General features: G+C 42.1%; 15 protein-coding genes. 13 read left to right on the top strand and 2 right to left on the bottom strand.

Going from position 1 to position 13,724, the window contains the following annotated elements; genetic code table 11:
• Window positions 1–85: 85 nt before the first annotated feature.
• Complete coding sequence (locus DWY37_RS14275) at window positions 86–613, top strand: hypothetical protein (RefSeq protein ID WP_118173540.1); 528 nt, start codon at window positions 86–88, stop codon at window positions 611–613.
• Between the two features lie 29 nt (window positions 614–642).
• Entirely contained in the window at window positions 643–1,197 is a 555-nt protein-coding gene (locus tag DWY37_RS14270) for a DUF1653 domain-containing protein (protein WP_118173541.1), read from the top strand.
• Here DWY37_RS14270 and DWY37_RS14265 read toward each other — a convergent pair.
• A complete protein-coding gene (locus DWY37_RS14265; RefSeq protein WP_118173542.1) occupies window positions 1,190–1,645 on the bottom strand; it encodes a CYTH domain-containing protein in 456 nt (151 codons plus the stop codon). The genes DWY37_RS14270 and DWY37_RS14265 overlap by 8 nt on opposite strands.
• 208 nt (window positions 1,646–1,853) lie before the next feature.
• On the opposite strand from DWY37_RS14265, the gene DWY37_RS14260 reads away from it, so the two are divergent.
• The 11 genes from DWY37_RS14260 (at window position 1,854) to DWY37_RS15730 (ending at window position 12,349) form a co-directional block, all read left to right on the top strand.
• Window positions 1,854–2,405: a DJ-1 family glyoxalase III gene (locus tag DWY37_RS14260; protein ID WP_118173543.1), complete on the top strand. Its 552-nt coding sequence runs from the start codon at window positions 1,854–1,856 to the stop codon at window positions 2,403–2,405.
• A gap of 124 nt (window positions 2,406–2,529) precedes the next feature.
• Complete coding sequence (locus tag DWY37_RS14255; protein WP_022243446.1) at window positions 2,530–2,745, top strand: alpha/beta-type small acid-soluble spore protein; 216 nt, start codon at window positions 2,530–2,532, stop codon at window positions 2,743–2,745.
• A 255-nt stretch (window positions 2,746–3,000) separates the two neighbouring features.
• On the top strand, window positions 3,001–4,344 hold the full coding sequence (tig, locus tag DWY37_RS14250; RefSeq protein ID WP_118173544.1) for a trigger factor: 1,344 nt from the start codon (window positions 3,001–3,003) through the stop codon (window positions 4,342–4,344).
• 115 nt (window positions 4,345–4,459) lie between these two features.
• A complete protein-coding gene (gene clpP, locus DWY37_RS14245) occupies window positions 4,460–5,041 on the top strand; it encodes an ATP-dependent Clp endopeptidase proteolytic subunit ClpP (protein ID WP_022243444.1) in 582 nt (193 codons plus the stop codon).
• Window positions 5,042–5,170: 129 nt separating this feature from the next.
• Complete coding sequence (gene clpX, locus DWY37_RS14240; RefSeq protein WP_022243443.1) at window positions 5,171–6,424, top strand: ATP-dependent Clp protease ATP-binding subunit ClpX; 1,254 nt, start codon at window positions 5,171–5,173, stop codon at window positions 6,422–6,424.
• A 16-nt stretch (window positions 6,425–6,440) separates the two neighbouring features.
• Entirely contained in the window at window positions 6,441–8,768 is a 2,328-nt protein-coding gene (lon, locus tag DWY37_RS14235) for an endopeptidase La (protein ID WP_118541657.1), read from the top strand.
• Window positions 8,769–8,782: 14 nt separating this feature from the next.
• Window positions 8,783–9,376 carry a ribosome biogenesis GTP-binding protein YihA/YsxC gene (gene yihA / locus DWY37_RS14230; protein WP_022243441.1) on the top strand — a complete coding sequence of 198 codons (594 nt, stop codon included), beginning with the start codon at window positions 8,783–8,785 and terminating at the stop codon, window positions 9,374–9,376.
• The gene (locus DWY37_RS14225) at window positions 9,366–10,370 is read left to right on the top strand and encodes a metal ABC transporter substrate-binding protein (protein ID WP_118541655.1); all 1,005 of its coding nucleotides are present in this window, start codon (window positions 9,366–9,368) and stop codon (window positions 10,368–10,370) included. Before yihA ends, DWY37_RS14225 begins: the two co-directional genes overlap by 11 nt.
• Entirely contained in the window at window positions 10,367–11,113 is a 747-nt protein-coding gene (locus DWY37_RS14220; protein WP_117698539.1) for a metal ABC transporter ATP-binding protein, read from the top strand. Before DWY37_RS14225 ends, DWY37_RS14220 begins: the two co-directional genes overlap by 4 nt.
• On the top strand, window positions 11,110–11,925 hold the full coding sequence (locus DWY37_RS14215; protein ID WP_022243438.1) for a metal ABC transporter permease: 816 nt from the start codon (window positions 11,110–11,112) through the stop codon (window positions 11,923–11,925). Before DWY37_RS14220 ends, DWY37_RS14215 begins: the two co-directional genes overlap by 4 nt.
• Window positions 11,918–12,349 carry a hypothetical protein gene (locus DWY37_RS15730; RefSeq protein ID WP_147403602.1) on the top strand — a complete coding sequence of 144 codons (432 nt, stop codon included), beginning with the start codon at window positions 11,918–11,920 and terminating at the stop codon, window positions 12,347–12,349. The genes DWY37_RS14215 and DWY37_RS15730 overlap by 8 nt, the downstream gene beginning before the upstream one ends.
• Here the strand turns inward: DWY37_RS15730 and DWY37_RS14210 are convergent.
• On the bottom strand, window positions 12,255–13,574 hold the full coding sequence (locus DWY37_RS14210; protein ID WP_118541653.1) for a DNA polymerase Y family protein: 1,320 nt from the start codon (window positions 13,572–13,574) through the stop codon (window positions 12,255–12,257). The genes DWY37_RS15730 and DWY37_RS14210 overlap by 95 nt on opposite strands.
• Window positions 13,575–13,724: the final 150 nt, after the last annotated feature.

Below are 13,724 nucleotides of genomic sequence, written 5' to 3'. Positions count from 1 at the left end.
AGCTGGTTTGTTTGAGTATAATAAAATAATAGGGTAAACTTGAAAAGAAAAAACTTGAAAAGGATAGAAAAAGGTAGGTTTTTATATGGGACTTTTTATTGTATTTATCATTATTATCATATATGTTGCTTTGTCCCAGAGTGTAAAGCAAAGCAATAATCAAAACAGGCGTGGAAATAATCCGGCTATGGGGCGGCCGCCACAGCAGATATATCGTCCACAGATGAACCAGCCGCAGCGTACATATCAGCAGGTGCCAAACCAGCAGCATACATATCAGCAGACCATGAACCAGCCACAACGGGCATATCAGCAGGCACCAGTCCAGCCGCATCCCATGTATCAGCAGGCACCTGATCCGCAGATGAACAGACAGCAGGCACAGCAGCAGTTAAAGAACCGGCTGGCGGAAAAATATCAGTCTGCAGCGGCAGAGGAAATGTCTGCCATGGAAGTAATAGAACCGATGGAATTTACTTATGATATTCCACAAAGTGATAATATGAAGAAAGTGCAGGAGCTGATGGTAACTGGCTTCAGCGGCAATCTGAATTTTGAAAGAGATTTTGTGGCAGAAGGAATTGAAATGTTAAACCGTTTTGAATTACAGTAAAGAGCATAGATAAGTGGAGGATGACAGCAATGGAAGGCAGAAGACCGGCAACCGGGGAGATTTACAGACATTTTAAAGGAAAATTATATCAGATTGTAGCCATAGCAACACACAGCGAAACAAGAGAAGAACTGGTGATTTATCAGGCACTTTACGGAGCTTATAAAGTATATGCAAGACCGCTTGCCATGTTTGTAAGCGAAGTTGATCATGAGAAATATCCGGCAGCAGAGCAGAAATACAGATTTGAAAAAGTAAAACTGCAGGAAGAAGCAACTCCACAGGAAGCGGTAAGGGTTAGTCAGGAGACAACACAGCCGCAGGCAACAGCCCAGCCGCAGGAAACTTCAGAATCCGAAGAGCAGGCGAATCCGTTCCTGCTGCGTTTCTTAGATGCAGATACCTATGAGGAGAAATATAAGATTTTAAATGAGATGGAAAATGATATTACAGACCGTCTGATTAATGATTTTTCCGTAGTATTGGATGTGGTAATTCCGGAAGGAGATTTAACCGGCCGTTATATACAGTTAAAGCAGTGCGTGGCAACCATGTGCCGTTATGAGACTACCCGCCTTAGGTAGGCAGTCCCATACGACTTAAAGTGCTGTTGTGATAATCAGAGGAGAAGGTGACATCTTTCCCAAACCACTTCGGTGGAAGGAAGGATTCAGCTTCTTCTTTTGTTTCAAATTCCACTTCGGCTAATTTCAACGGAGCAAGGTCTCCTTCGAAAATATCAAGCTCAATGGTCAGCCTGCCAGTCAATGGAATCAGATAGCGCTTCTTGGAAATGATAATGCCATCGGCTTTTTGAATCAGATGCCGGTAAGCATCTTCGTTCAGAGGAAGATTATATTCTTCCCGTACCATAAGACCGGAGCCTTTGTAAGTAAGAATATATTTGTCATTGGAGCGGCGCACCCGCACTACAGGATCCGTATTGAGATACCCCTGCTCAATGACTTTGCAGGGATAGTCTTTTAAATCAAAAGGAATCTCATCAATTAAATATTTGCATTCAATTTCCATAATAGCCTCCATATAGTCAGGAAAATAATGATACATTTATTGTAAAATATTTTAAAATCCACTGCAACCATGGAATTGAAAAAGCGCAGTAACCATGCTAACATAAGAGACAGCATAGAAAAATTTCGTGTTAGAAAATTTAATATCAGAAAAAGTAATATCAGAAAAAGTAATATCAGAAGAGAGTAGAAAACAGGAGGAAGATAATATGAAGAAAATCGGAATTTTTATGGCGGATGGCTGTGAAGAGATTGAAGGACTTACCGTAGTGGATGTGGTACGCAGAGCAGGAATTGCGATTGATATGATTTCCATTACCGGAAAGAAAGAAGTGGCAGGAGCCCACGGAATTACGTTTGCAGCAGATGTACTGGCAGAGGAAGCTGATTTTGACAGCTATGATGGAATTGTACTGCCGGGCGGAATGCCTGGAACCTTAAATCTCGGAAAGCATGAAATTGTAAAGAAAGTGATTACATCTTATGCAGCAGATGGCAAACTTACCGCAGCAATCTGTGCTGCACCAAGCGTATTGGGTGAGAATGGAATATTAGAGGGCAAACATGCAGTCAGCTATCCGGGCTTTGAAGAAAAGCTTCTTGGAGCCAGGGTCGGAGCAGAAAAAGTTGCAGTAGATGGCAACATCGTTACCAGCCGGGGCATGGGAACAGCCATTGAATTTGCCATGGCTATTGTAAAGTGGCTGGATCCACAGGCAGATATTGATGCGATGGAAGCAAATATCATGTATTTTAAATAAAAATAACCAGAACTTACCAACATAATTTATTCTCTGGAAGCCATACTAAAAACAGGATAAGCAACCAACAAAAGCTTATCTGAAAATAGATAACAAAGAGAAGAAACTATGGAGGTAGAAACAAATGAGTGGAACAAACAGTTCTAATTCAAGTAACCAGATGGCAGTGCCACAGGCAAAAGAGGCAATGCACCGTTTTAAACAGGAGGTTGCATCTGAAATCGGAGTACCTTTAAAAGAGGGCTACAACGGTGACCTGACATCCAGACAGGCTGGCTCTATCGGTGGAGAAATGGTTAAGAAAATGATCATGAGACAGGAAGAGCAGATGTCTAAATAAGAAGAAAGACAAAAAGCCTTCGGGAAAAGCGCGAAAGTGCATTTCCCGGGGGCTTTTTACATGACTGTCACCAATTGAAATCGGGTTAAAATCTTGTACAGAAAAAAAAGCTAGTAATTTTACAAACGGTGTGTTATAATCTCTAAATGACTGTTAGTAGCTCTAAGTATGCCTATTTTTAGGGAACAGTCGTAAGATAAGAAAATATTTGTACATGTATATTTTATATATAGTTATAAGGAGGAAGAAACAAGAATGAGTGTACAGGTTGAAAATTTAGAGAAAAATATGGTAAAGCTTACAATTGAAGTGGCAGAAGATAAAGTGGCAGAGGCTTTGAAAGCTGCATACAATAAGCAGAAAAACAAAATCAGCATCCCTGGATTCCGTAAAGGAAAAGTTCCAATGGCTATGGTAGAGAAAATGTATGGTCCGGAAATCTTCTATGAAGATGCTGCAAATATCATGATGCAGGAAGCTTATCCGGCAGCAATCGATGAGAGCGGTGTAGATATCGTTTCCCAGCCAACTGTTGATGTGGTTCAGTTAGAAAAAGGAAAACCATTCATCTTCACAGCAGAAGTTGCAAAGAGACCAGAAGTTAAACTTGGCAAATATAATGGTGTAACTGTAACAAAGATTGACACATCCGTATCTGATGAAGAAGTTGCAGAAGCATTAGAGAGAGAAAGAAATAACAATGCAAGAACTGTAACTGTAACAGACAGACCTGTTGCAGAAGGTGATACAGCAGTTATCGACTACGAAGGATTCGTAGACGGTGTCGCATTTGAAGGTGGAAAAGGAGAGAATCATCCATTAGAGATCGGTTCCCATTCCTTCATCGATACATTCGAAGATCAGTTAGTAGGAAAGAACACTGGCGATGAGGTAGAAGTAAACGTTACATTCCCGAAGGAATATCATGCAGAAGACTTAGCTGGAAAACCAGCAGTATTCAAAGTTAAGATTAACGAGATTAAGACAAAAGAACTTCCAGAGTTAAACGATGAGTTCGCATCTGATGTTTCTGAATTCGAAACTTTAGAAGAATACAAAGAGAGCGTGAAGAAGAACTTAGAAGAGACCAAAGAGAACAATGCAAAACGTACCAAAGAGGACGAAGCAATCAAGAAGATTATTGAGAAATCTGAGATGGAAATCCCGGATGCAATGATTGAATCCCAGGTACAGAATATGATTCAGGAATTCGCTCAGAGACTTGCCCAGCAGGGATTAAGCTTTGACCAGTATATGCAGTTTTCCGGAATGACTATGGACAAGATGAAAGAGCAGGTTCGTCCAGAAGCATTAACAAGAATCCAGAGCAGCTTAGTATTAGAACAGATTGCAAAAGAAGAAAACTTCGAGATTACAGAAGATGATGTAAATGCTGAAATCGAGAAGATGGCAAAAGCATACGGAATGGAAGCGGATAAGCTCAAAGAGTATGTAGGCGATGCAGAGAAAGAATCCATGAAACGTGATATTGCAATTGAAAAAGCAGTTCAGTTCATCATGGACAATGTAAAAGAAAGAGCAAAAGCTAAGACTAAAAAAGAAAAAGAAGCAGAAGCAGCAACTAACGCAGAAGCATAAGAGAAGCACGTAAAGAGACAGACTGACTTGGAATCAGGTCGGTCTGTTTTACGCAAACCACTTGAACCAGAGATAAAGTTGCAGCAGAATGTATGGTAGAAATGGAGGTTATCATATGAGTTTAGTACCTTATGTCATTGAACAGACCAGCAGAGGAGAGCGTAGTTACGACATATACTCCAGATTATTAAAGGATAGAATTATTTTCCTTGGTGAAGAGGTAAATGAGACCACAGCCAGTCTGGTAGTGGCACAGCTTTTATTCTTAGAGTCCGAAGATCCGGGAAAAGACATTCAGTTATACATCAATTCTCCGGGTGGAATTGTAACAGGCGGATTGGCAATTTATGATACCATGCAGTATATCAAATGTGATGTATCTACAATTTGTATCGGACTTGCAGCCAGCATGGGTGCATTCCTGTTGTCCGGTGGAACAAAAGGAAAGAGATTTGCATTACCAAATGCAGAGATTATGATACATCAGCCTTCCGGTGGAGCAAAAGGACAGGCAACTGAGATTCAGATTGCAGCAGAGAATATCTTAAAGACCAAGAAACGTTTGAACGAGATTTTAGCTGCAAATACCGGAAAGCCATATGATGTAATTGCCGCAGATACAGAGCGTGACTATTATATGTCCGCAGAAGAGGCAAAGGAGTATGGCCTGATTGACGGTGTAATTACAGCAAGATAAGAGAAATAAGAAAGAGGCTGTCTCTGGGCGGATTATCCGAAGCACATATGCGGAATTCGACTGCGGGCAGCCTTTACCTTTTTTACGAAGGATTTAGAAAAGATAGATGGAAATAATCGAGGTGGAAAGATGGCAGGAAGAAATAGCGAGGACAAAATCAGATGTTCCTTTTGCGGAAAATCACAGGATCAGGTACGCAAGCTGATTGCAGGACCAAACGGTGCATATATCTGTGATGAATGCGTGGACATCTGTGCAGAAATCATAGAGGAGGAATTCGAAGATGAGGAGATTTCCGGAAAAGGAAAGGAAGATTTAGAAGAAATCAACCTGATTAAACCGGAAGAGATGAAGAAATTCTTAGATGAATATGTAATCGGTCAGGACGAAGCCAAAAAAGTCCTTTCTGTAGCCGTATATAATCACTATAAAAGAATTACTTCTGATGTAGATATGAATGATGTGGAATTGCAGAAGAGTAACATTCTGATGTTAGGACCGACCGGTTCCGGTAAGACACTTCTGGCACAGACACTGGCAAGAGTCTTAAATGTACCGTTTGCCATTGCAGATGCCACCACATTAACAGAAGCAGGCTATGTCGGTGAAGACGTAGAGAATATCCTTCTGAAACTGATTCAGGCAGCAGATTACAATATCGAGCGCGCCCAGTGCGGTATTATTTACATCGATGAGATTGATAAGATTACGAAGAAATCTGAAAATGTATCCATTACCAGAGATGTGTCCGGTGAAGGTGTACAGCAGGCATTATTAAAAATCTTAGAGGGAACTGTGGCTTCCGTTCCACCACAGGGTGGAAGAAAGCATCCACAGCAGGAATTAATCCAGATTGATACTACGAATATTTTATTTATCTGTGGTGGAGCATTTGATGGATTAGAGAAGATTATCGAGCAGCGTATGGATCAGAAATCCATCGGCTTTAACGCAGATATTGCAGACCGTACCGAGCGTAATCTGAGCGAAGTCTTAAAGCAGGTACTGCCGGGAGATTTTATTAAATTCGGTCTGATTCCGGAGTTTATCGGACGTGTTCCGGTAAATGTATCCTTAGAGCAGCTGGATAAGGAAGCGTTAATCCGTATCTTAAAGGAGCCGAAGAATTCACTGATTAAGCAGTATAAGAAGCTGTTTGAAATTGACGGCGTAGAGCTGGAATTTGAAGATGATGCAGTAGAAGCAATTGCAGAGAAATCCTTAGCCCGTAAGACCGGTGCCCGTGGACTTCGAGCAATTATGGAAGATACCATGATGGATTTAATGTATCAGATTCCTTCTGATGAGAGTATTGTAAAATGCACCATTACAAAAGAAACGGTAGAAGACAAGAAAGCGGAGATAGAATATCATAACGCATAAATAAGAGGAGAAAAAGATGAGCAGGACAGTAATTCATTTACCGGCAGTTGCACTTCGTGGAATGACCATTCTGCCGGGAATGGTGGCTCATTTTGATATTAGCAGGGACCGTTCCATTCATGCCATAGAAGAGGCGATGGTTGGAGACCAGAAAATATTCCTGATTACACAGCAGGATGCTTCCGTAGAGGAGCCGGCCAGGGATGATTTATATCAGATTGGTGTTATTGCTGAAGTAAAGCAGGTAATAAAGATGCCAAATGAAATCGTGCGTGTTTTGGTAGAAGGATTGGAAAGAGGCGAGTTAGCCTCTTTTCTGTCACAGGAGAAGTATCTGATGGCAGAGGTCATCCTTTTTGATGAAAAAACGGCAGAAGAGGAAGAACTGATGCCGGAAGCGAAGGAAGCAATGCTTCGCTGTATCAGGGAAACCGTACTGAAATATCAAAAAGCCAATGGACATATGAGCAAAGAATTCTTACGTCAGGTAGAAGAACAGCAGGACGTTGGAACTTTGATGCAGCAGGTTGCATACAATCTGCCGCTTTATTATACCCAGAAACAGAAAATCTTAGAGGCAGTAGATCTCACTTCCCAGTATGAGACTTTAATGGCAATTCTGCTGAATGAAGTAGAAGTTATTTCCCTGAAAAATGAATTTCAGGCGAAGGTGAAAGAACGCGTGGATAAGAATCAGAAGGAATATCTTTTGCGGGAACAGATGAAACTGATTCGGGAAGAACTAGGTGAGGATAATACACAGTCAGATGCGGAACACTTTTTAGAGGAAGTAAAGAAACTGAAGGCAGATAAGACGGTTAAAGAGAGAATTAAAAAAGAGATTGAGCGTTTTAAGAATATTGCATCCAGTTCTTCGGAAAGTGCAGTCAGCAGAGGCTATATTGAGACATTACTGGAACTGCCATGGAATAAGGCTTCTAAGGATAATAAAGATTTAGCTAATGCAGAGAAAATTTTAGACGAAGACCACTACGGACTGGAAAAAGTAAAAGAGCGTATGCTGGAATTCTTAGCAGTCCGGAATCTGACTCATAAAGGAGAAAGTCCAATTATCTGTCTGGTGGGACCTCCTGGAACCGGCAAGACAAGCATTGCCCGTTCTGTGGCAAAAGCATTGAATAAAAAGTATGTCAGAATCTGTCTCGGCGGTGTCCGTGATGAAGCAGAGATTCGTGGACACAGAAAGACCTATGTGGGGGCAATGCCGGGCAGAATTATCAATGGTTTAAAGAGTGCTGGAGTAAAGAACCCGCTGATGCTTTTAGATGAGATTGATAAAGTAAGCAGTGATTATAAGGGAGATACATCTTCTGCACTGCTGGAAGTATTGGATAATGAGCAGAACAGCCATTTCAGGGACCACTATGTGGAGCTTCCGGTAGATTTGTCTGAGGTATTGTTTATTGCGACAGCCAATTCCGTACAGACAATACCAAGACCTCTGTTAGACCGTATGGAGCTGATTGAGGTAAGCAGTTATACGGAAAATGAAAAGGCTCACATTGCAAAAGAGCATCTTATAGCAAAGCAGATTGAGAAAAATGGCTTAAAGGAATCAGAGCTTACATTCCAGAATGGTGCAATTGAGCAGCTGATTCGCAGCTATACAAGAGAAGCCGGTGTGCGTAACTTAGAACGCAAAATCGGTGAAATCTGCAGAAAAGCAGCAAGAGAGATTTACGAGGGCAAGAAAAAGAAAGTTACTATAAGCACAAAGAACTTAGAATATTATCTTGGCAAAGAGAAATATACCTTTGATAAGAAGAATGAGAAGGACGAGGTTGGTATTGTCCGGGGACTGGCATGGACCAGTGTCGGTGGTGATACATTAGAAATCGAAGTAAATGTAATGCCGGGAAAAGGTGAATTTAAACTGACAGGACAGCTTGGCGATGTCATGAAAGAGTCTGCGCAGGCTGGAATCAGTTATATCCGTTCTGTCAGTGAGCAGTATCAGATACCGGACGATTTCTTTACCAGACATGATATACATATCCACATTCCGGAAGGAGCCGTACCAAAGGATGGACCGTCCGCCGGTGTTACCATGGCAACCGCAATGCTTTCTGCCATTACCGGGAAAAAGGTGCGTGCTGATGTTGCCATGACAGGAGAGATTACCCTCCGCGGCAGAGTGCTTCCGATTGGTGGATTAAAAGAGAAAACATTAGCAGCGAAAAATGCCGGTATCCGGACAGTCTGTGTGCCGGGAAAAAATGAAAAAGATATCGAGGAACTCTCAGCAGAGATTAAAAAGGATTTAGAAATTGTCTATGCAGATACCATCGAAGATATCTTAAAGGTTGCTTTTGTAAAAGAGTAGTAAAGGAGCAGAAAATGGTTATAAAAGAAGTAAACTTGGAAACGGTGTGTGGTGTTACCAGTAAGCTTCCGGAGAATACATTGCCGGAGGTGGCATTTGCAGGAAAATCCAATGTTGGAAAGTCATCATTAATTAATGCACTGATGAACCGGAAATCCCTTGCAAGAACCTCTGCACAGCCGGGAAAGACACAGACCATTAATTTCTATAATATCAATGATGCCATGTATCTGGTGGATTTGCCGGGGTATGGTTATGCGAAAGTAGCAGAGAGTGAGAAAGCAAAATGGGGTAAAATGATTGAAAATTATCTGCATACCTCAAAGCAGCTGCGCCGGGTATTCCTGTTAATCGATATCAGACATGACCCGTCTGCCAATGATAAACTGATGTATGACTGGATTATCCATCAGGGCTTTGACCCGGTTATCGTGGCAACCAAGCTGGACAAGCTGAAGAGAAGCCAGGTGCCAAAATGTATCAAAGCAGTAAAAGAAGGTCTGAAAGTAAAACCGGGAACGGTAATTGTTCCGTTTTCAGCAGTAACCAAACAGGGCAGAGAAGAAATCTGGCAGATTATGGATGAGGCTGTTGGCTATGAAGAATAAATATGTATTTGTAACGGTTCTTCTGCTGGTACTTTTATTAGCCGGTGCAGGGCTGACACAATTATATGTAAAAGAAGAAACGAAACAGCAGGATAGTGAACTTACGGTAGTAACATCCTTTTATCCGATGTATATTGCAGCAATGAATGTCATCGGAGACACTCCGGGTGTAAATTTGCAGAATCTCAGTGAGCCGCAGACAGGCTGCCTTCACGATTACCAGCTGACTCCGGCAGACATGAAGCTCCTTTCCGGCGCAGATGTGTTTATTGTAAATGGTGGCGGAATCGAATCTTTTTTATCGGATGTGGCAGCAGATTATAAGAATCTTTCCATTGTAAATGCCTGCGAGGGACTTAATCTTTTGTCCGAAGAGGATGAAGGAGAGGAACATGCTCACGGAGATGCCCATGAAGATACAGCAGAGGAGCATATCCACGGAGATACCGAGGATACTCATGAAGATGGACACAATCACGGAGATGTGAATGCCCACGCATGGATGAGCATTGCGTTATATAAGCAGCAGGTGAAAAATATTTTAGAAGGTCTTTGCAGGATAGATCCGAAGCATCAGGATGCCTATGAAAGCAATGCAAAGGAGTACCTGGCAAAGCTTGAGGATTTAGAGAGCGAGCAGCAGTCCTTAAAGGAAGAATTAGCAGGAAAGCATATTGTTATTTTTCATGAAGCTTATGCTTATGTGGCAGAGGACTATGATATGGAGATTTCCTATACCATGGATTTGGATGAGGAGCGTCAGGTCAGTGCCGGTGAAGTGGCAGATGTGATGGGCGTCATTGAAAAGAATGATATATCAGTGGTGCTGGCAGAAGAACTCTATGGCAAAGATATGGGAGATACAGTAGAGCGGGAGACCGATGCGAAAGTATGTTATCTTGATACCTTAACCCGCGGGGAGTATGAAAAGGACAGCTATCTTGATGCAATGAGACAGAATATGGAACTGCTGAAGGAGGCTTTTACAGAATGAGAAAAATAGTAAAACCATGTGGACTGCATTGTATCCGGATTAACCATCTGGGTGTTACCATTGGAGAACAGCAGATATTGTCAGATGTGAATCTGCATATTCATTGTGGAACACTGACAGTATTGATTGGCCGGAACGGAGCAGGAAAATCAACTCTGATCCGGGCTATTTTAAATGACATTCCACACACGGGAAGCATTGAATTTAAGGACAGGGAAAATGGTCATATCCAGAAGCTTAGGATTGGTTATGTACCACAGAATCTAAATATCGAGAAATCCACTCCGGTCAGTGTCTATGATATGATTGCAAGCTATCAGTCCAACCGGCCGGTATTTTTATATAAGAGTAAAAAGCTGTATCAGGAAATCAAAGAAAGCTTAAAAATGTTTGAAGCCGAGCATTTGATTGACAAGCAGGTATGTAATCTTTCCGGTGGGGAATTACAGCGTGTACTTCTTTCCATGGCAGTGATGGATGAACCGAATCTGCTGCTTTTGGATGAGCCGGTGTCTGGTATTGACCAGAATGGTATGGAGTTATTTTACCGGAATATCGAATATCTGAAGGAAAATTTTGACCTGGCAGTTTTACTGATTTCCCATGACCTTGATTATGTAAGAAAATATGCAGACCATGTGGTGCTCATAGATGGCAAAGTGCTGACCCAGGGAACACCGAAGGAAGTCTATGACAGTGATGCTTTTAAACAGGTATTTACAGATATGGAGGTGCGGGGATGATAGAATTTTTTACCGCGTGGTGGTCTTATGGATTTATGCGGAATGCATTTATCGCAATCCTGATTATCACACCATTGTTTGGAATCCTTGGAACCATGATTGTAAATAACAAAATGGCATTTTTCTCAGATGCATTAGGTCATTCTGCATTGACGGGAATTGCTCTTGGCGTTGTGATGGGAGTTGCAGATACGACCTTATCCATGATTATTTTTGCAGTAATTTTTGCATTATTACTAAACTATATCAGCAGTAAAGCATCGGCATCCAGAGATACGATTATCTCCGTTTTTTCTTCAGCGTGTATTGCTGTGGGACTGGCCATCTTATCGAAAGGTGGCAATTTCAGCAAATATTCCAGTCTTTTGGTAGGTGATGTTTTAAGCATTTCTAAAAAGGAAATTATTTATCTGATTCTGATTTTTGCGGCAACACTGATTTTCTGGGGCGTGGCATTTAATAAGTTAAATGCGGTAAGCCTGCACCGGGCGCTGGCAAAGAGCCGGGGAATCCGGGTGAAGCTGATAGAAAATATTTTTGCAATTTTTATTGCATTAATTGTAATGCTTTCCATTAAATGGATTGGAATTTTGATCATCAATGCACTGCTGATTCTTCCGGCAGCAGCAAGCCGGAATATTTCGGTCAACATGCGGGAATATCATTTATTTTCCGTTATCTTTTCCCTGTTTTCGGGATTGCTCGGATTGATGATTTCCTATTTTACCAATGTTGCAACAGGTCCGATGATTGTGATTGTAGCAGCCATCATTTATTTTGCAACTTATGTATACGGAAGGAGAAATGCATGATGAGAACCACGAAAAAAGGAAGAAAAGGCGCACTTTTACTTACCTTTTTTCTGGCAGGAAGTTTACTGCAATCCGCTATGAGAATGAAAGTAAGAGTTACATTATAGATAAAGGGGCATTTCAGATGCCTTATGGTGAGGATACGACGGTGCAGGCACAGCTTGACGACTGGATTGCACAAGAGGATGGAAGTTATCTTGTAACTGCCTCCCTCTTAACCTATAGTGATGCAGAGGGAAGCAGTAACAGAACCTTCCAGTTTATATTAAACGATAATGGATATAAGGATGAACTTCCGGATCCATTATTCTACTATACCATCTCAAACGTCAGTCCGATGGATGATTCTTTTTCGAATCTGACTCAGGAGACGGAAGAAAACTCCCCCGGACAAGAGCCTTCGACCCAAAACGTTTCCGAATAGAATCAATGGCTGCATCCAGTTGCTTTTGCTTATTGGCAGAAGGAAGCTGGGTGCAGCTTTTTTTATTGCCATCTGGGAGCGGACTGCCGGAAGCTGTACTTTCTGTGGAAATCATGGCAGATGCTGATGAATCGGCTGCATAATCAAAAATAGAAAGCTGCACCGGTGCATCTTCAGGAAGCAGACGGCTGGTACGGATGCCAAGGAGCCGGACAGGTTCCTTATTCCAGAGCTGCTGGAAAAGGGAAACGGCAGTTTTATAAAGGGCATCTGTAGTATTTGTGGCTGAGAGGAGACCGCACTGGTGGGAAGTATTCGTAAAATCATGATAGCGGATTTCTACCGTAATACTCTGGGCTAACATTTTTTCTTTCCGGAGGCGCATGGATACAGATTCGGAAAGAGAGAGCAGAACCTTTTTTGCATCTGCTAAGGTGCGGGCGTCCTCCTTTAAAGTGGTGGAATTGCCAATCCCCTTGGCTTCCCGCTTGGTAGAATGCACATGGTCATCTCCGATTCCATTGGCATATTCCCACATCAGTGTGCCGTGGCTTTTGAATTCCTGCCGGAGGTAATCCGGGTCAGTGGCTGCAAGTTCTCCGATAGTACGGATGCCAAGTGCTTTCAACCGGGCAGCACTGGAATGCCCTACCATGTAGAGATCATCCACCGGAAGCGGCCACATTTTTTTTGCAATTTCATCCGGAAAAAGAGTGTGAATCCGATCCGGCTTGGTAAAATCGCTTGCCATCTTCGCCAGAAGCTTATTTGGAGCAATTCCAATATTAACGGTAAAACCAAATCGTGATTTAATATTTGCAGAAATGATTTTGGCTGCTGCAAGAGGAGATTCATACTGGTGGGCAATGGGCGTAAAGTCAAGAAAACATTCATCTATGGAAAGCTGCTCGATATCATCGGTGTAGGTATGTAGCAGTTCCATAAGTGCATGGCTTTTTCTCTGGTACATGGCATGATCCGGCGGAACCAGCATAAGGGTAGGACATTTGCGTAAAGCATTGGCAACCGGTTCGCCGGTGACAATCTTATAGGCTTTGGCGGGCACAGACTTGGCAAGAACCACACCGTGTCTTGTAGCAGAGTCACCGCCAATAATTGCCGGTATAGCGCGGATATCTAAAGTTTCACCATGCTCTAGGCGGTCAACAGCACTCCAGCTTAAAAAAGCAGAATTGACATCAATATGAAAGATAATCCGGTGCATAATGCTCCTCCTTTACCGTATTATGGAATTGCCGGCTGTTTACGGGCTTAATACCTTGGATACCTATATTATAAAAGCTTTCCGGTTGAAAAGAAAGGGCTTTTAGTGTATAGTAAGGTTACAAATAAGGGAAAACGCAGCGAGAATAAT

The organism is Roseburia sp. AF25-13LB, assembly GCF_003478915.1.
Lineage (GTDB): Bacteria > Bacillota > Clostridia > Lachnospirales > Lachnospiraceae > Roseburia_C > Roseburia_C amylophila.
This window is presented reverse-complemented; position numbering and strand designations above follow the sequence as displayed.

What these genes read in the sequence shown, in the direction of transcription:
- DWY37_RS14260 (WP_118173543.1), top strand. Translation starts at nt 1,854, where the DNA reads ATGAAGAAAATCGGAATTTTTATGGCGGATGGCTGTGAAGAGATTGAA.
- DWY37_RS14265 (WP_118173542.1), bottom strand. Translation starts at nt 1,645, where the DNA reads ATGGAAATTGAATGCAAATATTTAATTGATGAGATTCCTTTTGATTTA.
- DWY37_RS14220 (WP_117698539.1), top strand. Translation starts at nt 10,367, where the DNA reads ATGAGAAAAATAGTAAAACCATGTGGACTGCATTGTATCCGGATTAAC.
- clpP (WP_022243444.1), top strand. Translation starts at nt 4,460, where the DNA reads ATGAGTTTAGTACCTTATGTCATTGAACAGACCAGCAGAGGAGAGCGT.
- clpX (WP_022243443.1), top strand. Translation starts at nt 5,171, where the DNA reads ATGGCAGGAAGAAATAGCGAGGACAAAATCAGATGTTCCTTTTGCGGA.
- lon (WP_118541657.1), top strand. Translation starts at nt 6,441, where the DNA reads ATGAGCAGGACAGTAATTCATTTACCGGCAGTTGCACTTCGTGGAATG.
- DWY37_RS14270 (WP_118173541.1), top strand. Translation starts at nt 643, where the DNA reads ATGGAAGGCAGAAGACCGGCAACCGGGGAGATTTACAGACATTTTAAA.
- DWY37_RS15730 (WP_147403602.1), top strand. Translation starts at nt 11,918, where the DNA reads ATGCATGATGAGAACCACGAAAAAAGGAAGAAAAGGCGCACTTTTACT.
- DWY37_RS14215 (WP_022243438.1), top strand. Translation starts at nt 11,110, where the DNA reads ATGATAGAATTTTTTACCGCGTGGTGGTCTTATGGATTTATGCGGAAT.
- tig (WP_118173544.1), top strand. Translation starts at nt 3,001, where the DNA reads ATGAGTGTACAGGTTGAAAATTTAGAGAAAAATATGGTAAAGCTTACA.
- DWY37_RS14275 (WP_118173540.1), top strand. Translation starts at nt 86, where the DNA reads ATGGGACTTTTTATTGTATTTATCATTATTATCATATATGTTGCTTTG.
- yihA (WP_022243441.1), top strand. Translation starts at nt 8,783, where the DNA reads ATGGTTATAAAAGAAGTAAACTTGGAAACGGTGTGTGGTGTTACCAGT.
- DWY37_RS14225 (WP_118541655.1), top strand. Translation starts at nt 9,366, where the DNA reads ATGAAGAATAAATATGTATTTGTAACGGTTCTTCTGCTGGTACTTTTA.
- DWY37_RS14255 (WP_022243446.1), top strand. Translation starts at nt 2,530, where the DNA reads ATGAGTGGAACAAACAGTTCTAATTCAAGTAACCAGATGGCAGTGCCA.
- DWY37_RS14210 (WP_118541653.1), bottom strand. Translation starts at nt 13,574, where the DNA reads ATGCACCGGATTATCTTTCATATTGATGTCAATTCTGCTTTTTTAAGC.